General features: G+C 37.7%; 23 protein-coding genes, 1 tRNA gene and 4 pseudogenes. 15 read left to right on the top strand and 13 right to left on the bottom strand.

Features of this window, described 5'->3' with window-relative positions:
- Nucleotides 1–64: 64 nt before the first annotated feature.
- Complete coding sequence (gene mnmE, locus ACJZL3_RS03150; protein WP_010082336.1) at nucleotides 65–1,591, top strand: tRNA uridine-5-carboxymethylaminomethyl(34) synthesis GTPase MnmE; 1,527 nt, start codon at nucleotides 65–67, stop codon at nucleotides 1,589–1,591.
- Nucleotides 1,592–1,638: 47 nt separating this feature from the next.
- Nucleotides 1,639–1,726 (top strand) — tRNA-Ser (locus ACJZL3_RS03145).
- A gap of 233 nt (nucleotides 1,727–1,959) precedes the next feature.
- Here ACJZL3_RS03145 and ACJZL3_RS03140 read toward each other — a convergent pair.
- From ACJZL3_RS03140 to ACJZL3_RS03080, 13 genes and pseudogenes are all read right to left on the bottom strand, one after another.
- The gene (locus ACJZL3_RS03140) at nucleotides 1,960–3,753 is read right to left on the bottom strand and encodes a reverse transcriptase/maturase family protein (protein ID WP_253309139.1); all 1,794 of its coding nucleotides are present in this window, start codon (nucleotides 3,751–3,753) and stop codon (nucleotides 1,960–1,962) included.
- A gap of 553 nt (nucleotides 3,754–4,306) precedes the next feature.
- The gene (ltrA, locus tag ACJZL3_RS03135) at nucleotides 4,307–5,557 is read right to left on the bottom strand and encodes a group II intron reverse transcriptase/maturase (protein ID WP_419198617.1); all 1,251 of its coding nucleotides are present in this window, start codon (nucleotides 5,555–5,557) and stop codon (nucleotides 4,307–4,309) included.
- Nucleotides 5,558–5,600: 43 nt separating this feature from the next.
- Nucleotides 5,601–5,723 carry a hypothetical protein gene (locus ACJZL3_RS03130; protein ID WP_419198591.1) on the bottom strand — a complete coding sequence of 41 codons (123 nt, stop codon included), beginning with the start codon at nucleotides 5,721–5,723 and terminating at the stop codon, nucleotides 5,601–5,603.
- A gap of 353 nt (nucleotides 5,724–6,076) precedes the next feature.
- A pseudogene (locus ACJZL3_RS03125) lies at nucleotides 6,077–6,772 on the bottom strand (S49 family peptidase); the annotation flags it as partial.
- Between the two features lie 65 nt (nucleotides 6,773–6,837).
- Nucleotides 6,838–8,255, bottom strand: a pseudogene (locus tag ACJZL3_RS03120) (phage portal protein).
- A gap of 119 nt (nucleotides 8,256–8,374) precedes the next feature.
- Complete coding sequence (locus tag ACJZL3_RS03115) at nucleotides 8,375–8,683, bottom strand: type II toxin-antitoxin system RelE family toxin (protein ID WP_010082196.1); 309 nt, start codon at nucleotides 8,681–8,683, stop codon at nucleotides 8,375–8,377.
- Entirely contained in the window at nucleotides 8,664–8,885 is a 222-nt protein-coding gene (locus ACJZL3_RS03110) for a hypothetical protein (RefSeq protein ID WP_419198943.1), read from the bottom strand. Before ACJZL3_RS03110 ends, ACJZL3_RS03115 begins: the two co-directional genes overlap by 20 nt.
- Before the next feature lie 200 nt (nucleotides 8,886–9,085).
- Nucleotides 9,086–9,499 carry a hypothetical protein gene (locus ACJZL3_RS03105; protein ID WP_419198942.1) on the bottom strand — a complete coding sequence of 138 codons (414 nt, stop codon included), beginning with the start codon at nucleotides 9,497–9,499 and terminating at the stop codon, nucleotides 9,086–9,088.
- A gap of 45 nt (nucleotides 9,500–9,544) precedes the next feature.
- Complete coding sequence (locus ACJZL3_RS03100; protein ID WP_010082193.1) at nucleotides 9,545–9,766, bottom strand: gpW family head-tail joining protein; 222 nt, start codon at nucleotides 9,764–9,766, stop codon at nucleotides 9,545–9,547.
- A complete protein-coding gene (locus ACJZL3_RS03095) occupies nucleotides 9,766–11,592 on the bottom strand; it encodes a phage terminase large subunit family protein (protein ID WP_015588914.1) in 1,827 nt (608 codons plus the stop codon). The genes ACJZL3_RS03100 and ACJZL3_RS03095 overlap by 1 nt, the downstream gene beginning before the upstream one ends.
- Before the next feature lie 169 nt (nucleotides 11,593–11,761).
- Nucleotides 11,762–12,253 (bottom strand): MarR family transcriptional regulator, encoded by a 492-nt coding sequence (locus tag ACJZL3_RS03090; protein WP_010962472.1) that lies wholly within the window; start codon nucleotides 12,251–12,253, stop codon nucleotides 11,762–11,764.
- A 16-nt stretch (nucleotides 12,254–12,269) separates the two neighbouring features.
- Complete coding sequence (locus tag ACJZL3_RS03085) at nucleotides 12,270–13,499, bottom strand: DNA modification methylase (protein WP_419198941.1); 1,230 nt, start codon at nucleotides 13,497–13,499, stop codon at nucleotides 12,270–12,272.
- 126 nt (nucleotides 13,500–13,625) lie between these two features.
- A pseudogene (locus tag ACJZL3_RS03080) lies at nucleotides 13,626–13,994 on the bottom strand (Holliday junction resolvase); the annotation flags it as partial.
- 1,279 nt (nucleotides 13,995–15,273) lie between these two features.
- Between ACJZL3_RS03080 and ACJZL3_RS03075 the strand changes: the two are divergent.
- From ACJZL3_RS03075 to ACJZL3_RS03015, 13 genes and pseudogenes are all read left to right on the top strand, one after another.
- Nucleotides 15,274–16,278: a virulence RhuM family protein gene (locus tag ACJZL3_RS03075; protein ID WP_010962468.1), complete on the top strand. Its 1,005-nt coding sequence runs from the start codon at nucleotides 15,274–15,276 to the stop codon at nucleotides 16,276–16,278.
- A gap of 585 nt (nucleotides 16,279–16,863) precedes the next feature.
- A complete protein-coding gene (ltrA, locus tag ACJZL3_RS03070) occupies nucleotides 16,864–18,177 on the top strand; it encodes a group II intron reverse transcriptase/maturase (protein WP_419198903.1) in 1,314 nt (437 codons plus the stop codon).
- 110 nt (nucleotides 18,178–18,287) lie between these two features.
- Nucleotides 18,288–18,515, top strand: a pseudogene (locus ACJZL3_RS03065) (S49 family peptidase); the annotation flags it as partial.
- Between the two features lie 76 nt (nucleotides 18,516–18,591).
- Nucleotides 18,592–18,966: a head decoration protein gene (locus ACJZL3_RS03060; RefSeq protein WP_419198940.1), complete on the top strand. Its 375-nt coding sequence runs from the start codon at nucleotides 18,592–18,594 to the stop codon at nucleotides 18,964–18,966.
- 16 nt (nucleotides 18,967–18,982) lie between these two features.
- The gene (locus tag ACJZL3_RS03055; RefSeq protein ID WP_419198939.1) at nucleotides 18,983–19,987 is read left to right on the top strand and encodes a major capsid protein; all 1,005 of its coding nucleotides are present in this window, start codon (nucleotides 18,983–18,985) and stop codon (nucleotides 19,985–19,987) included.
- 97 nt (nucleotides 19,988–20,084) lie between these two features.
- Nucleotides 20,085–20,390 carry a head-tail joining protein gene (locus ACJZL3_RS03050; protein ID WP_419198938.1) on the top strand — a complete coding sequence of 102 codons (306 nt, stop codon included), beginning with the start codon at nucleotides 20,085–20,087 and terminating at the stop codon, nucleotides 20,388–20,390.
- Nucleotides 20,391–20,888: a phage tail protein gene (locus tag ACJZL3_RS03045; RefSeq protein ID WP_419198937.1), complete on the top strand. Its 498-nt coding sequence runs from the start codon at nucleotides 20,391–20,393 to the stop codon at nucleotides 20,886–20,888. It abuts the gene before it with no gap.
- Entirely contained in the window at nucleotides 20,885–21,358 is a 474-nt protein-coding gene (locus ACJZL3_RS03040) for a hypothetical protein (RefSeq protein WP_419198936.1), read from the top strand. Before ACJZL3_RS03045 ends, ACJZL3_RS03040 begins: the two co-directional genes overlap by 4 nt.
- Nucleotides 21,345–21,809, top strand: coding sequence for a phage baseplate assembly protein V (locus ACJZL3_RS03035; RefSeq protein WP_419198935.1), 465 nt, complete (start codon nucleotides 21,345–21,347; stop codon nucleotides 21,807–21,809). Before ACJZL3_RS03040 ends, ACJZL3_RS03035 begins: the two co-directional genes overlap by 14 nt.
- Nucleotides 21,806–22,063, top strand: a complete 258-nt coding sequence (locus ACJZL3_RS03030) for a PAAR domain-containing protein (RefSeq protein ID WP_419198934.1) — start codon at nucleotides 21,806–21,808, stop codon at nucleotides 22,061–22,063. Before ACJZL3_RS03035 ends, ACJZL3_RS03030 begins: the two co-directional genes overlap by 4 nt.
- Nucleotides 22,064–22,065: 2 nt before the next feature.
- Nucleotides 22,066–22,401, top strand: coding sequence for a GPW/gp25 family protein (locus ACJZL3_RS03025; protein ID WP_419198933.1), 336 nt, complete (start codon nucleotides 22,066–22,068; stop codon nucleotides 22,399–22,401).
- 2 nt (nucleotides 22,402–22,403) lie between these two features.
- Nucleotides 22,404–23,189, top strand: coding sequence for a baseplate assembly protein (locus ACJZL3_RS03020; protein WP_419198932.1), 786 nt, complete (start codon nucleotides 22,404–22,406; stop codon nucleotides 23,187–23,189).
- A complete protein-coding gene (locus tag ACJZL3_RS03015; RefSeq protein WP_419198931.1) occupies nucleotides 23,189–24,346 on the top strand; it encodes a phage tail protein in 1,158 nt (385 codons plus the stop codon). Before ACJZL3_RS03020 ends, ACJZL3_RS03015 begins: the two co-directional genes overlap by 1 nt.
- Nucleotides 24,347–24,375 lie beyond the last annotated feature (29 nt).

Raw genomic sequence — 24,375 nt, 5'->3', positions numbered from 1 at the left:
CTGGGTGACTTTTTAGGTATTTTGGTTTCTTAAGTGTAATATTGCTAAGTAGTTTATATAAATAATGACAAACACAAATGAAACTATTTTCGCTTTATCGACCGTATTTGGTAAGTCAGGAGTTGCAGTAATCAGAATTTCAGGCAACTACGCGCTTAAAGCTTTAAATCATTTTCATATTAAGAAAGAAATTAAACCAAGATTTGCTACTTTAGTTGATCTATATGATGATTCCAGTCAATTGATAGATAATGGAATAATCATCTATTTCCCTGCTCCAAACAGTTTCACTGGCGAGGACGTTATAGAGTTACAAGTGCATGGAAGCAAGGCAGTTATAAAAATCATCTTGGAGGAATTATCAAAAGTTTTCGTTATGGCCAAGCCTGGAGAATTCTCACTTAGGGCTTTTCTAAATGGTAAATTTGACTTAACGCAAATAGAAGGGATTGCAGACTTAATTGATGCTGAGACGAAAATGCAAGCTAAACAAGCGATTAAGCAGATATCAGGAGAATTGGAGAGACTATACAGCAATTGGAGGCAAAGATTAATAACGATACAATCCAAAATCGAAGCATATATAGACTTTCCAGAGGACATTTGGGCAGAAAAAAGTGAATTGGAAAAAATTAATAATGAAGTGCAATCTCTCGTGCAGTTGATACAAGAGCATTTAAATGATAATAGACGGGGCGAAAGGTTGCGTGAGGGTTTACATATTGTAATAACTGGTGAACCAAATGTCGGTAAATCAACTCTGTTTAATTTCTTAGCCAAGCGTGATATTGCTATTGTTTCTGAATATGCAGGCACAACAAGAGATATACTTGAAGCTCATATTGACATTGGCGGATACCCAATCATTCTCTCTGATACTGCTGGAATTCGTGAAAGTTCAGATCCAATAGAATTAGAAGGTATAAGTCGAGCGAAAAAGAGGTCTTTTGAAGCTGATTTAAGAATAGAGCTATTTCCTTTTGAACAACGACACGATGTCAATTATCAAGCCACAGGCAATATACCATCTGTCGTTGACACACAACTATGCAAATATTGTAATCAACAAACGGTGTCATCCCAGTGCTTGACACTGGGATCCAGATATAAAAATACTTGCAAATTATGCAATAGACAATGGATTCTAGAAACATGTGCTGAAAACAATGTTCATAGCTGGATTCCAGTGTCAGCTACTTGCATGACATCAGACCAAAATGACACCATTTATGTATTGAGCAAAGCTGACGATGTTATCAATAATCACAATATAAAAATTAATGGCATAGATCTTTTACCCATTTCTATTCTAAAGGAAATAGGTACAAACAAATTGATCTCTCTCATAAAAGAGAAGGCAGAGGAAAAATTTGGGCATGATAGAGACACTCCTGTAATCACTCGGCAAAGACATAGGAATCACATGAAGAAAGCACTGGAACATTTACAACGTTTTAATATCGATAATCCAATTGAGTTGATATCTGAAGATTTGAGGCTTGCTGCATTTGAACTTGGTGCGGTGATTGGAATTATTGATGTTGAGGAAATATTGAGTAGTGTGTTTAGCAACTTTTGCGTGGGCAAGTAAAGCTTTTATAGATTGCTTAAAATCAAATGTTGTGATAGAAAAGAAATGGACGGATGGCCGAGCGGTTTAAGGCACCAGTCTTGAAAACTGACGTACGTGATGAGCGTACCATGGGTTCGAATCCCATTCCGTCCGCACAGCATCTCGCTATGCTAGCTGATTTTTAGAGCTTATTTGGACTATGTGGTTCATAACGCTGGAAATCTTGTCTAATGGAGAGTAGACCGGCGGAACTTCCCCACCAGTCTCTCGCAGAACTGTGCATGAAGTAGAGTGGGCAGCCAGCGAGTTACTTGTTAAGTACTTTTCCAACAACCCCTCTCCGAACCACGCATGATCGTTTCCGTATCACGTGGCTCTCCAATAATCTAACGTTTTAAGGAGTCACCATCATATTTTCCATATTGGATTTTCTTATGGCATTCATGACAAACAACAAGAGTCTTCCTCTGTCGTTCAATCATTCTCTTTTTCCATTTCGGTAGCTCAGTATTACGTTTACCTAGCAAATCAGCAAGTTTACGTACGTGATGTACTTCAATCTGCTCTTGTGATTTACATAATTCACAAGTTTGTGCCAATAGTCTTTGCTCTATTTCACTACGCTTATTCCATATTGGTATAAGGTTATCACTTATACTTACCCATTTATTCCATTTTAGTGACACAGCACCAAAGTGTGTAATTAATGGTATCTTTGATGGTAAACGATCTACTCTGACTTGGATGACTTTTCGTTTTTCACCTTCGTCGTTTTCAATCATTGCACCAAATTTTCTATAAATTTTCCTGCAAGTTGTTTTGTATTTAGATGCTAAAGTCTTTACTAATGATACTTCCATCACATACTTCAAATAACTTAGTGTGTGAAGGTTGTAGGCCATTTTGTAATATTGTACAATTCCTCGATATTCAGTTTGATACTGAGCAACAATACTGTAAGCTGTATCAAGTGTACGTTGAGGTAAATGTATAGGCTTTCCACAACGCATATATTCAGAACACTTTTTCTGCTTTATATGATGTGGTACACGTAACCCAATACTACCGTTAATACATCGTTGTGTCCGATGATCATGTTTATCATCTGCATGCAAGACGTGTATTTTATAACCTAAAAAATTGGCTTTGCTATCACACGCGTGTGTAATAAGCGTTTTATCTTCATTAAGCATAAGTTTGAGCTCCTCATTGAGGAATTTAGCAATCTCATTTTTAATTTGTTCAGCTTCATTTTTTGGTCCTGCAAACCCTACCAGAATATCATCAGCATACCTAACATACCAAAGACGTCGATAATTTAGATCACAAGAATCCTTAGATGGCATACCCTGCACTAATTGACGCAGTTGTTTTGCTTGATCCCAGTTCCCTTGTTTTCTCATCATCGATACTTGCATGGTTAACCTTAAATATTTTGGATTTGTCTTTCTTCGCTTACCTCGGTTATTTGCTGGTATTAGTATATGTTCCACATGTTTATCTAACCGATCGAGTAATATGTTACTCAAAATTGGACCAATAATAGAACCTTGTGGTACCCCACTATGACTCTTATTGTACTTCCAATTTTCCATATATCCTGCTTTTAGCAGTCGATTGATTAGCTGAATAAAACGGTTATCTTGGAAGCTTTCACTCAGTATTTTCAACAACATAGTATGATCAATTGAGTCATAACATGCACTGAGATCTCCCTCTATAAACCATTTTGTACCTCTGCCTTTTTGCATTACTGCTCTTAATGCAGTGTGGCATCCACGCTTTGGTCGAAATCCATGTGAACATTCACTAAATTTAGGCTCATAGTAGGCTTCCAATATTAATCGGATTACTTCTTGAAGTAACTTATTTGACCATGTTGGCAATCCTAACGGCCTGCGTTTACCACTCTTCTTTAAAATATAGATACGTTTTACTGGTGTCCACCGATATCGCTCATAGCGTAAATCCTCTATGATTTTATCGATTTTCTCCAAAGACATACCATCAACTGTTTCAGTTGTCACACCTTCTGTCATAGCACCTTTATTACGACAAAGTTTGCCATACGCTCGAAGGTAAAGATCACGCTGATAAAGTAGGCGATATACGTTTTTAACCGGCAAATTTCTTTGTCCACGTTCACGTATAATGTTAAGTATTGTTTCAGCTTTCCGCATCTTGCGTACCTCCCAATTTCAACATTCAATTATCTGTCACCCTTTGCCCTGTATGTGGCTTTCCCACGCTCCCCGGTGATTCGTTACTTTCACGACTACTACGATGACTCCGTAACCATAGAACTCGCGTTCCTTAGGTCATCCCATGTTCCGTCACTAAGAACTGTTCTAGATCAACTTAGGTTTTCCATTCATCCTCTTAAATAAGTTCACTACTTATCGTTCTACAGCCAGAATGTCACACAAACGAAAGTTTAATCTGTGCTTACCGTAGACATGGGGTTTTAAATGCGATACCCATGGATGTGAAGTCCCACCCCTGAAGATTAGAATTCAAGCAGTTTAGCTTTAACCATATTGATCAGGTGTTGCAAGCCGTTATCTTACACATCTTCAGATAACTCTCGCTTTACATACATGCTCTTGTCCTCCTTCCCTTTCGGGTTAAAGTTAGTTGTTCACCTCGAGGCCATTTATTCTGAACCCCGCTTAGCTCTGCTAAGTATTTCTTAATGCGTACCACGGCGCACCCTCGCGACTCACACAGCTCCCATTATTCAGTCTTTTGACCTAAAGCTAGTGTCCAGTGGTAAAAAGTATTTGTCCCTTCTTTCCTCATTTTTCCTAGAAGTTGCCTCGCTAGTCTTCCATGATTTCGAAGCTTCTTATACTTTCTTCTGACCCACTTTTCTAGGTGCTGCTCTATGTTTCTCAGAGGTTTATATATCTCTTTCCTGTAAAACCTGCCATAGTACTGATACCAGCCTCTGACTATTGGATTTACTGTCTTTGATATTTCCTCTAATGTTTTGTGTGTATTTCGTAGTATTTTCCAGGACCTTATGGTTGTAGTAATATTTTTCTTGGCCTTGTTGCTAATTGCGGGAAGAAATGAAACAAAATGCTTTCCTATTTTATTTCTTGCTAACCTGGGTCTAAATGTGTAACCCAGAAAATCAAAACTTTGTTTAGGAAATTCATTTTTCCTATTGTCATCCTTGCAGTACACAATTTGTGTCTTTGCAGGATGTAATTTTAGCTTATACTCAGCCAGTCTTTCTTCAATTGCTACCCTCATAAATTCCGCCTGTCTACTACTCTTGCAGTGCACTATCGCATCATCTACATACCTCTCAAATGGTATTGTTGGGCACTTTCGTCTCATCCACTCATCAAATACATGATGCATAAATATGTTTGAGATCAGCGGGCTTATTGAACCTCCTTGCGGAACTCCTTTATCCCTAACTACCTTACTTCCATCTGCTTGCTGAATTGGCGCTTTCATCCATCTTTCAACATACAGTATGACCCATTTGCAGTCTGTGTGCCTTTTGATAGCTCGCAATGCCAACTCGTGGTCCAAATTGTCGAAAAATCCTGCTATATCAAGATCTATCGTCCAATCGTACCACCAGCATCTTTTCCTCGCAGTTCCTACCGCATCCAGTGCAGATTTGTTTGGTCTATAACCATATGAATCTTCATGAAACTTCGGGTCTACTAACGGTTCTAGATACATTGTAGCTGCTGTCTGCGCTATCCTGTCCGATACTGAAGGGACACATAAAATTCTTTGTCCCCCTTCTGTACCTTTTGGTATTGCTACAGCTTTTACAGGCTCTGGAAAATAACTTCCAGATGACATTCGATTCCATAGCTTGTACAGATTATCTTTTAGATTTTCTTCAAACTTTGTTATCGTAACCTCATCTACACCAGCAGCACCCTTATTTTTCGATACTTGTTTATAAGCTCTCCAAATAACTTGCTTCGGTATATCAAAAGACTTTGTTTTACTCATTAACTCCTCCCTTTCGGTTGATAAATAATTAAAACTGAATAACTCAGCCCCTTCGCTCCATTTCCATTACAGAAATTTCTTCACTACTACGAGCTGATCCGCCCCTGTTCTTCGCATCGGTACTCTCATCCTTGAAGTTTAGCTTCTTGGATTTCTCCCTTATCATCGAAATGACAGGTTCCCGCAGTTCTACACAATAGCCCAAAATGGATCCGCGCCACCTATATGCCGGACGCCATCTATCCAGTAAACAAGTTTCCGATAGATTTATCCCAGGTTAGGCTAGAACACCTGGTTTTGACATCTTCTATGAAGTTTCGACACTTCATCAGTGGTTCATTTGCATTCGCCTCTCCATTTTACACATGACGCATAATTGCGCCTTTTCCATAACGCTCACTACCATGGCTCTTTACCAAAGCAGCTTATGGCTGTTTGAAGCCTGCTCTTGTAAACCGGCTCCGAGGGACCTACCCTCATCTATTGTGCAGCTTCAACTGATCGCTTCTACGGCACACCTAGCCCTGCTTCCGTTGATTTGATTTTTTCCGTGGAAAGATTCCTATTTCTTGCTACAAGCTCGACAAACATCTCATATAGGCGGTCTACTTCATCTTGTAAGCTTTCCACACTTTCTGATGTTATCGGCTCATGCGGATTTAAATCGTTTTTTCTCTTTCCTGCAAATACTGTGGTATATTTTATCCCCTGTTTTTCATCAAACCCACTTTGATCTATATGACTTGCTATTACTCCTATGCTTCCAACTCCTGAAGTCCTCGTTACCAATACTTTTTCAGCACTTGACGCTATTGCATACGCCGCAGAATACGCATCATCATTTGCTATTGCTACGATCTTTTTTAATCCCCTTGCTTCGTAAATAAAATCAGAAAGGTCGAATAAACCGTTTACTTCCCCTCCAGGGCTGTCTATGTCCAAAATTATTGTTTCTACTTCTTCATCTATTAAAGCTTTTTCTATCTCTTCACGTATCTTCTCATATGATGTCATTCCCAACATGTCATCAAAAGCTCCTGGTTTCTTGGTCAAAATTCCATGTATTGGTATTATTGCTATTTTTTCTACGTTGTTTTCTGCAGTGTGTTTTATGTTTTTAAACGTAGGGTGTTTTCCAGCATGTAATGACAATAATTCAAAACTCCTTTGCTCTATCATCATCGGCTTATTCATCCAATTTATTTGTGTCGTCATATGTTTTTAAAATTTTTTATTTGTGTCTGGGGCAATAAAAACCCATTTGTCATAGAAATAGAATTTTATATCATTTCAGCATTAGAATTCACATCAGAATCAAAACTTAAGCCCAGTTCACTCGCACGTCTTTGATCCTCAGCAATTTCTTGGTCTATTTCTTCTACATCATAACCTAGTTCTGAAACCACTTCCGATCGACTCTTAAATCCATTTCTTACTGCCATTTGCTGTGCTTGCTGGTCTTTTAGTGGATCTACGTAAGCACACCCTTGCGGTATCCATTTTACCTCTTTTGCTGTTTCTTTTGCCCAATTTTCACCTATGTCCAGTTCTCCAGAGAGTAGTGCTAATTCTAGCCACCTATTCCATACTGGCCGGCAAAGCTGAAATACTACCACGTTATGCTGTAACATCGCGCACTTCCTACGAAACTCTATTAACCCAGCTCTTATTGATGAATAATTGACACCACTTAGATCTCCTGTTAGCTGCTCGTAAGTTATCCCTGTGCCTACTGCTATTGCCCTAAGCTGCTGTTTCATGAATGCTTCATAACTTCCCCCAACGTCTGATGGTTCCGAGAACTTAATATCTTCTCCGGGATCAAGTAATTGCATAGTCCCAGGTTCTAAGCCAGACAGCGCTACTCCATGTTCATTACTCTCTCCTTCTCCCATGATGTTTGCTTCAGGATCAAGTCTGGTAATAAATCCCGCAAACATTGCTGCAGTCTTTTTTCTGACTAATTCCGCATCATCGTATTGATCAAGTTCATAGAGCTTTAACAGTACACTGGACAACCATGGTACTCCTCGAATCTGCCCAGGTCTTAGTGGTCTATAGATATGTAAAACATCGTTTGCTGGCACTCTAACTGATTCTCCAAACGAGCCTTCACCCGGATGTTCTCGAAAAAGGTAATACGCTTCTCTTTGCCCAAGTCGGTTAAATTCAATCCCGTTTCTAATTACATTACCATTGGCAAGGGTTTGATTGCTCTTATTGTCTAAATGCTCTGACTCAAGTACTTGTAATTGCAACGGCACACAAAGACCATCTTCTCGTTTTCTTGTTCGAAGTCTTACAAAACATTCTCCTCCTTCTATCATGCTCCTACAAACCAAAGCTTGTAACCCATAAAATCACTTACTCCACTACTGTCTGCTTCATCTGTCCATCTCAGCCATAATTCTTGCACTTTTTTCCGAAATTCTCCATCCTTGGCTTTTGATTGCGGTTTTATTCCCGTTCCAACGCAATTACTCACTATCGTATCGATTATGTTTGCCGCATAGGAGTTCTTTCTTACCATGTCACGTGACCGACTACGCAGGTGTTCAAGGCTCTGGGAAAGTAAGCTATTTATACTTCCTACTTCTGGTTGAAAGTGCAATAATCTTCTTCCTGAGCCTGACGCATCCCAGGCTGAGCTCTTGATTTTTGGTTTGCGGAATAATTGTTTGAATGATTTGAGTAACATTTAGACTATTAATTGGGCAATAAATTGTTGCGCTATTTAAAATTACGTCAAGCTGCTGGAGAAAACAAGCTGTTGACATTTTCTATTTATGCAAGAGATTCCTGCACAAATGTCTTTTCTTAATGTTTTAGTAGATCTAATATTGCCTGCTTGTAAATGTTGTCCCTGTGTCCTATTGAAACAATAGTTACTTTACGTTCTGCAGTATTTACACGATAGACGACACGATAATCATCAACTCTTATTCTTCTGTGTCCTTTTAATCTATTACGTAGCAATACACCATTACCAATGGGATCAGTTGCAAGATACTCTCTTATTGCATCTTTAATTTTTGGCTTTATAGCTTCTGGTAAGGAGGGCAAATTCCTTTTAAGAACATGCTTAAGGTATTTTATAGTGTACCGCTTATTTCCAGATGTCTTCACTACCCTCTACTTCTTCTGAATCGTCAGCATCAAGCTCCCTAACAATTTTGGAAAACGCAATGTCTTCTGCTTCAAGCTCAATTGCTTCTTTGATTAGCTTTTCTGTTAATTTTTGAACAGACTGCTTAGTTGCTTTAGCTAGTTCAATAAGATGCTGTGAAGTTTTTGGATTGAAGGTTACATTAACTCTTGAGTTTACCATATGTTTAACCAAACCTAGATGTTACACTAATTATACAGTATCTCTTTTAATTTTTCAATAAGTATTTCTTTATACAATCCCTTTGTTCGTCGAAATCACAACTCTCCTCTTTACGTCCCGGATCTCCTTTAAATACTTAACAATTGGTTAACCAATTTCCTCAGCTTTTTTCCGTTAGGATAATTTTTTCCGCATTCAATTTAAACCATTAGATGTAGTCTCCCTGCCATAACATGCTCTATAGTAATGTCTGTTAAAAACGTACTCACTTGCTCATTAAAGCTTTCTCGATCATAAGGAATATCTTGTCTTCTACCCAATTCTTCTGATGTTCTTCCTCCAGCACTCCTAATAGCACCTTCTAATTCTCTAAATGCATTGTTATTTATTCTCGGCCTTTCATTTATTCTTGGATTATTACCTTGACTGTCAAACATAATTGCACAATCTAAAGCTGTAAACTGCCTGCCATCAAGAGTCATAATAGTATCATTAATGTGATCTTCTCCTAATTGATTGACAATCTCTAATGCCCTTGTATTACTACTCCCCAAAGAAATAGACCCCATTTCTTCAAGTAGTTCTCTTTGCAATCTTTCTACATTTCCTATCATGTTACCCCTATATTTATAAATTATCTAACGTACAGTATTACATTTTCACTTGTCAATTCCTTTATTCGTTGAAATAACAATCTTTCTCTTCACACCTGCAACTTTCAGCTCAGCTTTAATGCGTTGTCTTAAGCTCAAGAGGTCATTTATCTGCACTTCTCCGTACCTAACCACGTGATCGCCATATGCAATCGATACTACTCTTTCCCCGCTCTGTAGCTTCTTTATCGCTTCTTTTACTTGAGTTAAATATTCTTGGTTGTACATCAACTTTTCTCACTCAACCATTGACTTCTTCTCACTTTTTTTGACTTTTTAGCTTTTTCACCTACTAAACTCTCCCACTTACTCTCTGGCCAACGATCAATCCCCAGGGCAATAGACGCTGCTCTTGCGTAAACTCTGCAATCTAATACTTCATTTCGGTCTCTTATCTTTTGCCACTCTTGTTTGGTATATCCTTTTACTACTTTGGTAATTAGTTGCTCTGCGGTTAGCTGCTTAAAATATTCAGGTGGATATTCGGGAAAATGACAATATCCCGGCGCCCCTTCTGTTAAAACATTCAGCAACTGAAACAATTCTGACTTTAATATCGATACTCCAACTGGCCAGAGCTTTATTCCTCTTTTTAGCTTTTGTCCGCCAACTGTTACATCTACTCTACTTGGGCTGTTAAGCGGTACTAGGGCTTTGTTTACCCCTTTCACTGCCATTACTCTTCCCGATCCTTGATGACTTCTTACCCAATTGTATACCTCCTGTGTTGCATACCCAGCATCTACCGCCATCATACTTATCATGTATTCAAGCCCATTTTCACCGATAAAATGATGATTCAAGAGCTCTGACAGTTTCCCCCATACTTCTCCACTTCCAGTATCACCTTCTAATACCTGATAGTCTATTGACCAACTCTCACGACCCATACCCCATGCTACTACTTCTGCTTCTAAGCGGTCTTTTTGTACATCAACCCCTGCCGTTAACACTATTTTTCCACCTTTTGGCACCATGCCTATCGGAAAATTTTCTCGACGCTCAAATAGTTGCTTCCAGTCTGGTACTTCTCCCTTATCTACCCAGGTTTCTCCGAGTGTTGTATTTATCCAAACTTTTAGTAATTGTTCATTTTCCTTTGCATGCAGATAATCTTCCACTGCTTGTTTCCAACTATACCAACCAACTGGGCTATACAAGCTCGATAAATGAAACCCTATTTTTGCCTCTTTTTTTCCCTCCTCCCTAGTTGCTCTCCATTCACCTCTAGCTAGCATCTCTGTTTTTTGATGGTTTTCTATTTTGCCGCTGCATTCTATACACACATAATGGGCTGTTGAGGGATCTTTATCTTTCCACTTTATCTGTGGCCATTTCAGCACCTGATAGTGATCACAATGTGGACAAGGTACAAAAAAGTATCGTTTGTCTGAACTCTCAAATTCCTTCTCTATTCTGCTTATTCCGTGAACCGTTGGTGTTGAAACTAAGAATATTTTTCTCCGCGTAAATGTATTAGTTCGGGCTATGCTGAGTAAAACTGGATCTCCTTCTCCTCCTGAATCTCCTGGATATGCATCTACTTCATCTAAAAAAAGATATCTTACCGGCATTGAACGTAAACCCACTGGACTGTTGGCACCTGTTACTACTACCGTTCCTCCGGGAAATTCCTTACTTTGTACAGTGTTGCCTGAATCTCTCGACCTTGGGTCTTTTATTTTACTCCTTAAACATGGCGTATCTTCAATGAGCGGCGCAAATCTTCCCTTTGACCAACGCTTGCCCATTTCTACTGTTGGCTGTACTACCAGCATAGGGCCTGGTGTTTGGTCGATTATATATCCTATCCAGTTATTCCCAGCTTCTGTTCCGCCTATCTGCGCTCCTTTCATGAATACCACTTTTTCGGCCGGTGAAGACGAAGATAGTGAATCCATTATTTCCTTAAGGTACGGCGTTCTCTCTGTTCTCCATTTCCCCGGCTCTGATGATGCTATCGTTGAAAGTTGACGATTTCTATCTGCCCACTCTGATACTTTGAGCAGTGGATCTGGCTTTAACCCTGTATAAAAGCTACTGCTATATATCATAATGCCATCTGCTGCAATTTTTATACTTTTACACAGCTAAGAGAAAAAGGTATTTTCCCTCTACAATAAGTATCTGCTGACGCTTTACTTAAAATCATTATTGCAACTAATATGTGAATTAGGCTCACCAAGGCGATAAGACGCTTTTTCAGTAATTTATATGTAGTCATTAAAATACACTTTGTGTCAGCTCTTCTAAAGCTGTTCTGATTTCCTCAGTCAGTGTCTCATGGATCTTCTCTGTGTCATTTATCGATGCTAGTAACGCTGAAACCCTATCTGGAATGTTAAGCAAATTATTACGGACAACTCTTGCAACATTAAATGCTTCAGTCTTTACTTCTTCTACTGAGATAAGTTCACCAATCTCAGCTTTTGCTTTTGCCTCGAGCAGTCTTCCCCGCTCCATCTCATTTTTTATCCGCGTTTTTAGCAACATCATGGAAAGTTTATTATTTCCCACTTCTTCACCTTCTGGATTTTTTCTCCTCAGTGGTTGACTTGGATCTCGTATTGCTGCCACCGCTTCATTTGCTTGTTCTCGGTCAATCAAACCATCCTCCAGCTCAACTATTCCTTTCTTTACTAAGTAACAGACGTATTGCTTTGAAACTCCTAGTTCTCTTGCCCATTCCGTCTGCGTGATTTTTCCTCCTTCCACTTTTTTCTCCCTTCTTTTACCGTTTTTCTTCTTGAATTTGGGCAAAGGTTTTGCCAGTATTGGAAAGTATCGCTTCTCTTCCCGTGTATACTTGCCAACGTTTTATGGTCACATCTACAAACGTAGGATCTAGCTCTATCGTTCTACAGATTCTTCCTGTCCTCTCATATGCAATCAACGTACTCCCAGACCCGCTAAATGGATCAAGAACTATGTCCCCTGGTCTACTGCTGTTTACTATCGCTCTCTCCATTAACTCCACTGGTTTCATCGTTGGGTGCAGTGAGTTGTACGTTGGCTTATCGTAAAACCAGAGATCACTTTGATTACGTCCTCCATGCCACTCACGCTTATTGCCATTTTTCCAACCGTAGAGTATTGTTTCGTATTGTCTTTGATAATCAGATCTTCCTAGCGTAAAATGATTCTTTGCCCAAATTATAAATGTCGACCAACGACCACCTGCTTCTTCAAATACCTTTTGCAGCGTTGCCAGCTCGGATGATGATGCACAGATGTAAATTGCACCTTTGGTGTACGCTAAAACGTGAGAACAAATGTCATACAGAAAAAGTTCGTATTTTTCACCTTGATCATCGTTTAGTATTTTTTTGTCTTCTCTTTCCTGACTGTCACCATATGCTACGTTATACGGAGGGTCACACACGGTAATATCTGCCATTTTATCGTCTAATACCGCTTTAAATGATTCAACCAGACAACTATCACCACAGTAGATTCGATGACCACCTAAAATCCATAGATCCCCTGGTTTTGTTATTTTTACCTTTTTGCTATCACCGGCTAAGTCGGAAAAATCTTCTTTTTCACTGTTTTCTCCATCTAAATCATCAAGAAAACGTTGAACCTTTTCCAGCTCAAATCCAGTCATTTTTAGGTCAAACTGCAAATCTTCTAACTCTTGAATTTCCAACTTCAAAAGATCATCGTCCCACTTTGCCCAGTTAGCTGATTGATTTGCTAGTAACCGAAAAGCTTTGGTTTGGGCTTCACTTAAGTTATCACTGAGGACTACTGGAATACTTTCCATACCCAGTTTTCTTGCTGCTTTGAGGCGTAAATGACCATCAACCACAGTGCCATCGCTTTTTGCAACTATTGGAATACGAAACCCAAATTCCCGAATAGAGGCGCACATTCTGTTTACTACATCGTCATTCTTGCGAGGGTTGCGATCATATTCGACAAGATTTTCAATAGGATAGTAGTGTGTTGCTAAGTTCATATTAGTGTATTAAATTGCTATGTTTAAATTCTTAACAAAAAGTTAATAATTAAAAAACGTCTGACGCTGGAGAAGGTCCGGGGTTTCGCTCCCAAATCAGCCTTGCTGGCGGGAAGGACCCACTTCCTATGTGCTATCTAGCATGTTAAAATCTTTACTAAAATTATTAACATAGAACATCAACGCCAAAGCATCCCCCTCATTGTCATCTTGAGGAATAAACCCTTTTCCCTTCACAGCTTCAATAACTTCACTTTTACTTGCATTACCCTTACCGGTGATAAAGCGTTTTATCGTCTTGACAGGTACACCTTGATAAGGTATATTGTTTTCCTCGCACCAAGCTGTTAAATGAGCTAGAAAGCCTCCGTAGCAATGAGCAGCATCAGTTCCAAGGTGTCTTCTTACTTCTTCAAAATACACTGCTTCAATATCTGAAAATCTTTCCCTCATCTCATTGAGCCACCTACGAAAATTTAAGAAGTGCATTCCACCTGGCTTTGTTGCATCGCTAGCTATGATGGATTAAAGATAAAAAAGATAGGGAATATCAGTAGCTTATTATTCTGGTATTTATAACAAGAACGGTCAGTGAATACCTAAATTTGAGTAAAAGAAATTTCACTACCACTCACTAATCTGGCTAAAATTCAAGAATTTCAATGCTTTAGCTATTTTCAATAGAATTAAATTTATTAATATAAATAACAAATTACTATTCTTAAATTTGATCAGATTGATTGCAAAAAAACAAGATTTTCAATAGGTTGCTTATAATCCTAACTATAGTTAGCCTTTCATAAGTAGCGATGCAACAAAGCCATTCCACCTCCGCTGAAACGATTACCATGAAAACTTTCACTCCCACTTTGAATTACTCCATCTGTAAGAATAGCCCAGCCGGTTTGTTTGCCGAGGTCGAGTGTGAGGATTGACATTTGCTATTATTTAAAACTATAAGTAGCGCTAAATATCGTCTGGTTCCTTCAAAATACGCTATGAATGGGTTTTTGTTGGCCAATGACAAGAATCTTATGCTACCTACCTTAGTTAGGACTTGGTATTATATATATTCACCGATTTTACAAAAACTGTTCACTTTTTTTTAATTTTTCTTTGCAAAGCGTAAAAAACGTGCTAAACTCACCTGTGAGTTTGCTATACAGTAATAGAATTGCTAAGAATGCCATTTATTCGAGTTCTAAGGGGTATTATATGCGTTCTTTGGTAATAGTAGTATTTGTACCCTAAAGTTGCATCTAGCCTTAAAACAAAGTTTTTACCTCATCTAAAAAAATACAAATTCTCAATTACGTAACTTACCAAAAGCCTAAATTTCTTTTGCTTCCTTCAATCTTTTCTACTCTGTTTATTTGCCGACTTTTGTGTTTGAAGCACATCTACACTCAATGCCCCTATACTCCGGATTTCTCACCACTTTTTCCGGGATTTTCTGAAAAAAAGTTAAAATAATTTGAATGCAGCTCAGAAATTAAAGAGAGCCTAAACTTTAAGAACCCGCTAAACGGAAGTCCGACCTCCTAGACACCTTACTATTTGAGTTGTTTCCATTTTGGAAATAACTGTTTACTGGAGCTGAGAAGAGGTCACATGAATTTTTGATAAAACAGATATTCCCCTCTATCCAGCTCATTAATAAGTTATAATAGCCCTCTAAAGACGTTTTAAAGAATTTAGTTGCAGTAGAGACAATTAATTGGTTAAATTCCTATTGATGATCAATGGTTTGTTTGTAAGTTATAGGAGATAGATAATGGATGAGAATAAGATTGTATTTTATACTACTCCAGGTGGAAATATAGAAATTGAAGTTTTATGCAGAGATGAAAATCTTTGGCTTACGCAAAAAAGGATGGCTGAATTATTTGATGTACAACTGCCAGCTATTAGTAAGCATATCAAGAACATATTTGAATCTGGTGAATTACAGGAAAAAGAAGTTGTTTCCACTTTTGAGGTAACCGCTGCAGACGGTAAAAATTACCCAACACAACTTTACAATTTAGATACAATTATAGCTGTTGGTTATCGAGTTAATTCTAAAAAAGCAACATTATTCAGAGTATGGGCTACAAAAGTTTTGAAGGATTTTATTATCAAAGGATTTGCTTTAGATAGTGAACGACTAAAAAACGGGAAAAAGTTTGGCAAAGACTACTTCAATGAATTACTTGAAAAAATCAGGGAAATACGAGCATCCGAACGTAGATTTTACCAGAAGATTACCGACATTTATGCCGAATGTTCTGCAGATTACGATCCAAATTCAGAAATAACAAAACAATTTTACGCAAAAGTACAAAACAAATTATATTGGGCAATTTATGGTTTAACTGCAGCAGAGTTGATATGTTCTCGGGTTGATCACAAAAAACCACATATGGGGCTAACTACATGGAAAGATGGTCCAGGTAAAAAAATTCACAAGAGTGATGTAAGTATTGCGAAAAATTACTTAACTGAAGAAGAACTAAGTGAACTAAACCACATTGTTTCGATGTATCTAGATTATGCAGAACTTCAAGCAAAAAAGAATCGGCTGATGAAAATGCAAGACTGGGCTGAAAAATTGGATGCATTTCTATTATTCAATGATTATGAAGTACTTAAAGATGCCGGTAAAGTTAGTGCTGAAGTTGCAAAAGCCCTGGCTGAAGGAGAATACGAAAAGTACAGAGTTATACAGGACAAATTACATGAATCTGATTTTGATGAATTAATTAAAGCAAGTAAAGAAAGTGAGAAAATAACTATCTAACTACAACAAAAACCAGCTTGTAGTTGAGTTATCTGTGTTTGACATCTTGTTTACCACCTTTTGTTTTAATTTTAAGGGGGGTGAAAAATTGTGTGCGCCAAGAAGTGCGTAAGGAACAGTTGGTGAAAATCCAACACGGGTAAAGCTTAGCCGGCAACCTGGAACAAACCATTATGCTGCGTAAGGTAACGAGCGTAGTAAAGCTAATGGAATGGACAACATAGGGTGCAACGAAAGTGAAGGTATTGAGTCCCGTAATTCACGCGTCATGGGGGCTGACACTTTACATTTGGTGGAAGGCAACATGGGTAATAACGCTAAGGCAAGATATTACTCACCTCATCGGGATCGAAGGCCGCGTCATGTGTTGAGATGGACCTTACGTGAACTTGGGAGATCCTTTGTATTCCTGTAAGGGTACTCTGGAACAAGTCAATAAAGGCGAGGACTGGAGGAAGATGCAAAGGAAGTCGGACTAACTGATAGTACTCGGAGTGTGGGAAAGCCACATACAAGGGGAAGCGGTTAGCAATATAGTGACTGGTATAGGGATTGCTATACCAATACAACAGAGATTAGAGGAGTATGCAAGGAAAACTAAACCAGATAGCAGTAAGGGCTAAGCAAGATAAGCGAGTAAAATTTACATCATTAGTTCATTTGATTAATGAAGAGAATCTTGCAGAGTGTTATAAGGAACTAAAACGCAACAAGGCTTGTGGTATAGATCGTGTGACAGTGGAAGCTTATGGAGAAAATCTAGAAGAGAAACTTAAAACACTAGTGGATAGTATGAAGAGAAAACAATATCAACCGCTACCAGTGAAAAGGGTATACATACCCAAAGCCGGGAGCAAAGAGAAGCGCGGTCTCGGAATACCATCAACGGAAGATAAGTTGGTACAGGTAATGCTAAAGAAGATATTAGAAAATATTTATGAAGCAAACTTTATGGACAGCTCGTATGGATTTCGACCAGGAAGAAATTGTCATCAGGCGATAAACGCTCTAGATAAAGCAGTTATGCACAAACCAATTAACTATATTGCAGAAGTGGATATCAAGAAGTTCTTTGATAATGTTCAACATAAATGGCTAATGAATTGTCTAAGGGAACGAATAGCTGACCCAAATTTATTGTGGTTAATAAAACGATTTCTAAAGGCAGGAATAGTCGAAGTTGGATGTTATAAAGCAACCGATCAAGGCACACCACAAGGTGGTATAGTAAGCCCTGTATTAGCTAATATATACTTACACTATGTGCTGGACTTATGGTTTGAAAAGAAATTTAAGCCAAAAGCCAGAGGATATTTACAGCTAATAAGGTTTTGCGACGATTTTGTAGTTGGCTGCGAGAGGGAAGAAGACGCAAAAGAATTTCTAGAATTACTGAAACAAAGACTAAGTAAATTTGGGTTGGAAATAGCTGAAAATAAAACAAAAATAGTAAAGTTTGGTAAGAAAGAATGGTATCAAGCAGAAAGAGAGAAACGTAGGACGGCTAGCTTCAACTTTCTAGGATTTACACATTATTGTGGAAAAAGTCGTAATGGTAAACTTATGATGAAGCAGAAAACTTCAAAAATAAGCCTAGCCAGAAAGATTAAAGAAATCAAAGAATGGTTGAAGATGGTACGAAGTCGTATCTGTCTCAAAGATTGGTGGCAGAAACTTAAAGCCAAACTAACAGGACACTATAGCTACTTCGGAGTTAGCGGAAATTATCGGTGTTTGATTCAATTCTATCGACCGGTAACAAAGTTAGCATTTAAGTGGATAAACCGACGTAGTCAAAAGAAAAGTATGGATTGGGAACAATTTATACACTATTTAAAAGTAAATCCATTACCAAAACCAAAGGTATATGTTTCTTTATACACAGGAGCACTAGTGTGAACGCTGTATTGTGGAGCCGTGTGCGGGAAATCCGCAAGCACGGTTCTTTTGGGGAGACTATGGTTATGAGACCAAATCGCTGGTTTCAAGGTCATGAGTCTCTACCAGACCGAGGAGAAGTTTTGGAATTGATACGTTTATGTAACCTGTCGCATATGCCAGAGAAGTTAACGGAGTTTATTGAACAAAATGTGAGCACTCAAGAAGCGAGAGAGATATTAATGGAGCTACTAGCAGAGCGAACGAAAAAGACAGAGATACTGAGTGCAATACCACAGAATTCAGGAGAAGAGTTGATGATGCAGGTAGCAAAAAGTCGCGCACAACCAGGTATTTAAAGTATTTGTATAACCGCCGTGTATAACAACCATAAATATGGCGGTAAAACTAAAGGAAAAAAAGGAGAAAAGCAAAATGAGTACTATAACAGAACAAAATAATCTGGGTGACTTATTAAAGTATGAGGCATCAAGTCTATATTCAAGAGACCAAATAACAGTAGCTAAAGGTCAAAATATTAAACTTGGTACAGTAGTTGCCAAGAAGACAGATGATGGTTTTATTAGAGTGCTGAACCCCACTGGAACAGACGGCACACAAACAGCAGTAGGAGTAATTACAACCGATATACATAGCAAAGATTCTGACATGAAAGGAGTAATTATTACTCGCAGTGCAATGCTAGCAGATCATGCAGTTGTGTGGCCAGCAAATATAACTGAAGAGCAAAAAACAGCAGCAATAAAACAACTAGAAACACGTGGGATTATCATTCGCAAAACAGTCTAATTTAAGGAGAAATTCAATGCAAAATCCATTTACAAATACAGCATTTAGCATGACGGCACTAACAAATGCGATGAATATATTGCCGATAAATTATGGACGTGTTGAAAATCTAAATTTGTTTCCAAGTAGGTCAGTAAGATTTAGACATATTACCATAGAAGAACACAACGGAGTATTGAGTTTACTGCCAACACAAGTTCCAGGAGCACCAGCAACAGTAGGAAAACGAGGAAAACGGAAAATAAGAACGTTTACCATTCCACATATTCCTCATGATGATGTAGTGCTGCCAGAGGAAGTACAGGGAATAAGAGCATTTGGGTCAGAAAGTGAACTTAAAGCGCTGGCAGATGTAATAACTGATCATTTGCAGCTAATGAGAAACAAACACGCAATAACGTTAGAGCATTTGCGAATGGGAGCGCTGAAAGGAATAATTTTAGATGCTGATGGGTCAGAATTATTAAATCTGTATAATGAATTTGAAATTACGCCAAAAGTGGTAAATTTTGCCCTTGGGACAGCAACAACAGATGTAAAGCGTAAGTGTCTGGAAGTACTCCGGCATATAGAAGATAATCTAAGTGGTGAATATATGACAGGAGTACATGCCTTGGTAAGCCCTGAGTTTTTTGATGCACTAACTTCTCATACTAAAGTAAAAGAAGCATATGAAAGATGGCAAGAAGGAGCAGCACTAAGGAATGATATGAGGTCAGGATTTACGTTCTGTGGAATCACATTTGAGGAATATAGAGGGCAAGCAACTGATCCTGAAGGAACCGTGAGAAGATTTATTGACAAAGATACAGGGCACTGTTTTCCACTAGGAACAGCAAGCACATTTACAACATATTTTGCGCCAGCAGATTTTAATGAGACGGTAAACACACTAGGACAGCCACTTTATGCAAAACAAGAGCCAAGAAGATTTGATAGAGGAACTGATTTACATACGCAGTCAAATCCATTACCAATGTGCCACAGACCAGGGACATTAATCAAAGTCGTTGCAGCATAACAATACTGGTAGAGTAACTACAAGGTGGTGAGGCACAGAACGACTCTACCGGTATGCGCTTTCTTAGCATGTAAAGGTTAGTATATCAAAAAGAAATATGCAAGAGAATATTAAGCGATTATTGGAAGATTGTTTTTCCCATTTAGGAGAAGTGGCTTTGTATAAATCAAAGGATAAGTCATACATGGTACAAGTATTAAAGCAACAGCCAGATAAATTATACGAGATTGGTGAAGGACAATTTGTGGAAGAAACTTTAGCGTTAGAAGTAAGTGCGTTTGATGTACTGCAGCCAATTGCAGGAGATATTTTTGTTATAGGTGACCGTAAATATACAGTATATTCTCCACCGCTGCAAGATAATTCAGGAATGGTATGGAAAATTCGAGCGTCAGGAGTATAAATGCGTATTAACACCGGTAGTATTATACAAAGTATAGATGCTGAAAGGAAAAAAGTGGAAAAAGCGACAGTGAGTGCATTAAACAAAACAGCAATATGGCTAAAATCAAAAGCAGCTAAGGAAATTAGTGAGGAAAAGAGAATAAAATTAAGTTTGATAAGAAAGAGATTAAGGATTTTTAAGGCGAAAATTAGCAGATTAGACGTGTTAATTAGAGCAAATCTCTATGACATTAGAGCATCGACAATTGGCAAAATACAAAAAACAAGAAGAGGATCGAAAGTAGGAAAGCATGAGTTTATAGGAGGATTTGCAGCAGTGATGCCAAAAGGAAATAGCGGTATGTTTAAACGTGAAGGAAGGGCAGCATTGCCAATAAAGGAAGTTAAGTTGCCATTGAAACCAGAAGCATCAAAAGTAATAAGAGATTTTGTTAATTATGAGATTGAGAAAGTCTTTACAAAATTTTTTGAACGTGATATTACAGAAAATATATGAATTTTAAAGATTTGCATAACGCAATCTGCAATAAATTAAAGGAAGAAGTACCAGCAATTCAAACGTGTGAAATTTATCCATCGATAAGAAAAGAATTATTAGCGCCGGCAGTATTTGTGGAACTTAGTGGCTTTGAAAAAGGACATGATCCTGGAACAGAGGAATTAGCGCTGAAAGCAAGATTTGAAGCGAGAATTGTAGTTGATGGAACAGTCGAGTATTCCTCGTTAGTTGTAAGGTCATTAGCAGCAGAAGTAGCAAGAGTAGTAAATAAAAATACTTGGAACGTGAAAAATGTTTCACCAGGAGAATTTATGTCAGGAGGAGGAGATGATTTTAGGCCAGAATTGGATGCGTATTTAGTGTGGTTGGTTGAATGGAGTCATCAGCTTCATTTAGGTAAATCGATATGGACAGAAAATAAGATTAAGCCACATACGATTACAATAGGAGAAAATGTTAGAGAGTAATTTTGCTATTTCAGAGCTGCAAAGAAAATTAGCAAACATTGTACGAATAGGGCTTGTAAAAGAAGTAGATTATGAAAAAGCAAAAGTAAGAGTTAAAATAGGCGAATTTTTAACAGATTGGTTGCCATGGATAACAAGCAAAGCAGGAAAAGATAGAGATTGGTCTCCGCCAGATATCGATGAACAAGTTGTGGTATTTTCTCCTCTTGGTGAACTATCATTAGGAGTAGTATTACCAGGAATATATCAGGAAAAGTACCCTGCACTAGAAAATAAAAAAGAAATAAATAGTATAAAGTTTCAAGATGGGACGAAGTTTACATATGATAAAGAGAAGCATCATTTAGAGATTGAAGTAGTAGATAAAATAACACTGAAAGCTGGGGAATCGAGTATAGAAATGACAAAAAGTGGAATAAAACTGAAAGCAGAAAGGATCGACTTAAATTGAACAAAGGAATAGTGAGGTTAGGAGACTACTGTGGAGAAGCTATACCACATTTCTGCATTAGCGGCAGTAATAATGTTTTTGTAAACGGTAAGTCAATATGTAGACAAGGAGACAGTTTTAGTGAAGGAAAAGTAATGATTCAAGGATCAAAAACAGTGTTTGCAAATGGTTATGGTGTAGGAAGAGTAGGAGATATAGTTTCATGTGGGTTTAAAGTAGTAAAAGGCAGTGAAAGCGTCTTTTTTGAAAAATAGAAATGAAGGGTATGGATGCTAAAACAGGAAAAGCGTTAGAAGGAATAGAGCACTTAAAGAAATCTGTCGTAGATATTTTAACTACCCCTATTAATAGCAGAGTAATGAGGAGAGATTATGGTTCAAGATTATTTGAATTAGTTGATAAACCGATAAATAGAGATTTAACACTTGAGATATATGCAGCAACAGCAGAAGCACTGGGGAAATTTGAGAGGAGATTTAAGTTAGAAAAAGTAAAAATTGAAGGAGTAAAAGAAGGGAGAGTAACATTGAATTTAGAAGGTGTCTATCTTCCAGAAGGCAAGTTCATAAATATTAGCGGAATAGTTGTTTAGAAATGCAGACATCTAATATTATTGAAAAACTAAGCTATGAGGAAATCTTTTCGAGAATGAAGGAAGAGTTAATAAATCGAGACGCAAGTTTTACAGCATTAGTTGAAAGTGACCCAGCGATGAAGGTTTTGGAAGTTGCAGCATGGAGGGAATTGTTACTAAGACAAAGAATAAATGAATCAGTAAAGAGCAATTTACTAAAATTTGCGAAAGGAGAAGATCTTGATAATTTAGCTGAGTTTTATGGAGTGGAGAGGCAGAAAGAAGAAGAGGACGAACGATTTAGAAAAAGAATTAAAGCAAAAATAAAGGGGTGGTCAACAGGAGGAAGCAAAGAGTATTATCGTTATCATGCACTGTCGGCAGATAGTAGAGTAAAAGATGCATTAGTAGAATCACCTATACCAGGGAAAGTACAAATTTCAATCTTATCAACAACAACTGGCATGGTGTCAGAAGAACTACTTGAAATTGTAAAAAAGCAGGTTACTAGAGATGATATAAGGGTTTTAACCGATACGATAACAGTAATTGGCTGCAATATTATGGAAATAGATATTCACAGCAGAATGAGCATAAGTCCTATAATATCGAAGGAGGAAATCAAGAAGCAGCTTATTAAGAAGTTTGAATTAGCAAAAAGATTAGGGTGGAGTGTGACAAGATCTTGGATAATAGCAAACCTATTTGTAGAGGGTGTAGAAAACGTAGAATTAATCGAGCCAAAAGAAGATGTTGTGATTATGGGAAATGAATGTGCAAATTTGAGAAATTTAAAGGTTGAGTAATGTTATTGCCACCAAATGCAACAAAACAGGAAAAAGCGCTAGTAGATGCAACAGATTATAAGGTTGATATCCAAAAAGGATTTAAGTTTAGTCTTAAAGAAGAAACATTGCCGTGGATAATAGAAGAATATGGCTTAGAAGGAATACTGCGCTGGGTAAAAGATAGAAGAAAAGCCGTAGTAGAAGGAGTAAAATTTCAAAGACTGAGAGGAACACCCGCATCACTAAAAATAGCGCTAAAATGGGCAAATATAGAAGACATTACAATTATCGAAGAACCACCTGGCAAGCACTTTTTTGAATTACAGATAGGAATAAAAGATGTACCTAATGACTTTTTTGTAGATGCAGTAGTAGAGCTAGCAAAATTGTCACTACCAGCAAGATCGCGGCTAATGAGGATTTTCAATAATCACTATAATGTTAGCAGATTTATTTTAGATGAAAGCTTTTTTGGAAGTTTGTTATCGGATTACTCAGGGATAAAAATTGAAAAAGATGGACCAGTATTATCGTTTGGAAGAGTAAATTTTTTCAGGTTTAGTGGTGAATCAATTAAGGTTATAGAGAGTTATCTACGTAACCATTATGAGCAAGCATTTAGTAATGACATATATCGGTTAGATGTAGCAGTGCTTGGGGAAACAGAGCCTCACACGAAGGATTACAAAGGCATCTATGAAAGAAATCATCAGTGGTATAACTTAAAAGCACTACATCCATTACCACAGAGCTTATTGCCAGAAATAAAGTTTGCAAAAGCACAGATAGTCTTATCAGACAACAGTTGGAATTTAGGAGAAATAAACGCATGTTTTCCAGTTGGTAGTGTAGAGGAAAGAGGAAATAAATTTGTATTGGGAAGCGATAAACTTTCAGGGCAATATTGGAATTTAAAACACAAGCCAATTTTAGAAAGGTTTAGCGTTACTCACCATTACAAGGTAGAAGATTTTACCAATCAAAAAGTTATAAGATTTGGTATAGCAGAGCACAATATTCATTTTGAAAGTGAATTAGATTTAGAGCAAAAAGACTCAATATACGAATTAGAAAATTACATTTTAGTATTTTACCCGGGAGTACTGAAGTGGCACGAACATCGACATTTGCACAGAAGTTGGAAAGATAGTCAAGCAATATGTGTAATAAGTTAAATACTTATATTTAGATCCTCATATATTAT

This window comes from Wolbachia endosymbiont of Rhagoletis cingulata (genome assembly GCF_048537655.1).
GTDB lineage: Bacteria > Pseudomonadota > Alphaproteobacteria > Rickettsiales > Anaplasmataceae > Wolbachia > Wolbachia pipientis.
Note: the sequence above shows the minus strand (reverse complement) of the source record. Positions and strands in the feature narration are given on the sequence as shown.

Bases quoted from the DNA above. Each gene is read 5' to 3' on its own strand.
- ACJZL3_RS03015 (WP_419198931.1), top strand. From the start codon at position 23,189: ATGTTATTGCCACCAAATGCAACAAAACAGGAAAAAGCGCTAGTAGAT.
- ACJZL3_RS03100 (WP_010082193.1), bottom strand. From the start codon at position 9,766: ATGTACAACCAAGAATATTTAACTCAAGTAAAAGAAGCGATAAAGAAG.
- ACJZL3_RS03105 (WP_419198942.1), bottom strand. From the start codon at position 9,499: ATGATAGGAAATGTAGAAAGATTGCAAAGAGAACTACTTGAAGAAATG.
- ACJZL3_RS03085 (WP_419198941.1), bottom strand. From the start codon at position 13,499: ATGAACTTAGCAACACACTACTATCCTATTGAAAATCTTGTCGAATAT.
- mnmE (WP_010082336.1), top strand. From the start codon at position 65: ATGACAAACACAAATGAAACTATTTTCGCTTTATCGACCGTATTTGGT.
- ACJZL3_RS03140 (WP_253309139.1), bottom strand. From the start codon at position 3,753: ATGCGGAAAGCTGAAACAATACTTAACATTATACGTGAACGTGGACAA.
- ltrA (WP_419198903.1), top strand. From the start codon at position 16,864: ATGCAAGGAAAACTAAACCAGATAGCAGTAAGGGCTAAGCAAGATAAG.
- ACJZL3_RS03110 (WP_419198943.1), bottom strand. From the start codon at position 8,885: ATGGTAAACTCAAGAGTTAATGTAACCTTCAATCCAAAAACTTCACAG.
- ACJZL3_RS03045 (WP_419198937.1), top strand. From the start codon at position 20,391: ATGCGTATTAACACCGGTAGTATTATACAAAGTATAGATGCTGAAAGG.
- ACJZL3_RS03020 (WP_419198932.1), top strand. From the start codon at position 22,404: ATGCAGACATCTAATATTATTGAAAAACTAAGCTATGAGGAAATCTTT.
- ACJZL3_RS03055 (WP_419198939.1), top strand. From the start codon at position 18,983: ATGCAAAATCCATTTACAAATACAGCATTTAGCATGACGGCACTAACA.
- ACJZL3_RS03130 (WP_419198591.1), bottom strand. From the start codon at position 5,723: ATGATAAGGGAGAAATCCAAGAAGCTAAACTTCAAGGATGAGAGTACC.
- ACJZL3_RS03095 (WP_015588914.1), bottom strand. From the start codon at position 11,592: ATGATATATAGCAGTAGCTTTTATACAGGGTTAAAGCCAGATCCACTG.
- ACJZL3_RS03050 (WP_419198938.1), top strand. From the start codon at position 20,085: ATGCAAGAGAATATTAAGCGATTATTGGAAGATTGTTTTTCCCATTTA.
- ltrA (WP_419198617.1), bottom strand. From the start codon at position 5,557: ATGAGTAAAACAAAGTCTTTTGATATACCGAAGCAAGTTATTTGGAGA.
- ACJZL3_RS03075 (WP_010962468.1), top strand. From the start codon at position 15,274: ATGGATGAGAATAAGATTGTATTTTATACTACTCCAGGTGGAAATATA.
- ACJZL3_RS03025 (WP_419198933.1), top strand. From the start codon at position 22,066: ATGAAGGGTATGGATGCTAAAACAGGAAAAGCGTTAGAAGGAATAGAG.
- ACJZL3_RS03060 (WP_419198940.1), top strand. From the start codon at position 18,592: ATGAGTACTATAACAGAACAAAATAATCTGGGTGACTTATTAAAGTAT.
- ACJZL3_RS03040 (WP_419198936.1), top strand. From the start codon at position 20,885: ATGAATTTTAAAGATTTGCATAACGCAATCTGCAATAAATTAAAGGAA.
- ACJZL3_RS03035 (WP_419198935.1), top strand. From the start codon at position 21,345: ATGTTAGAGAGTAATTTTGCTATTTCAGAGCTGCAAAGAAAATTAGCA.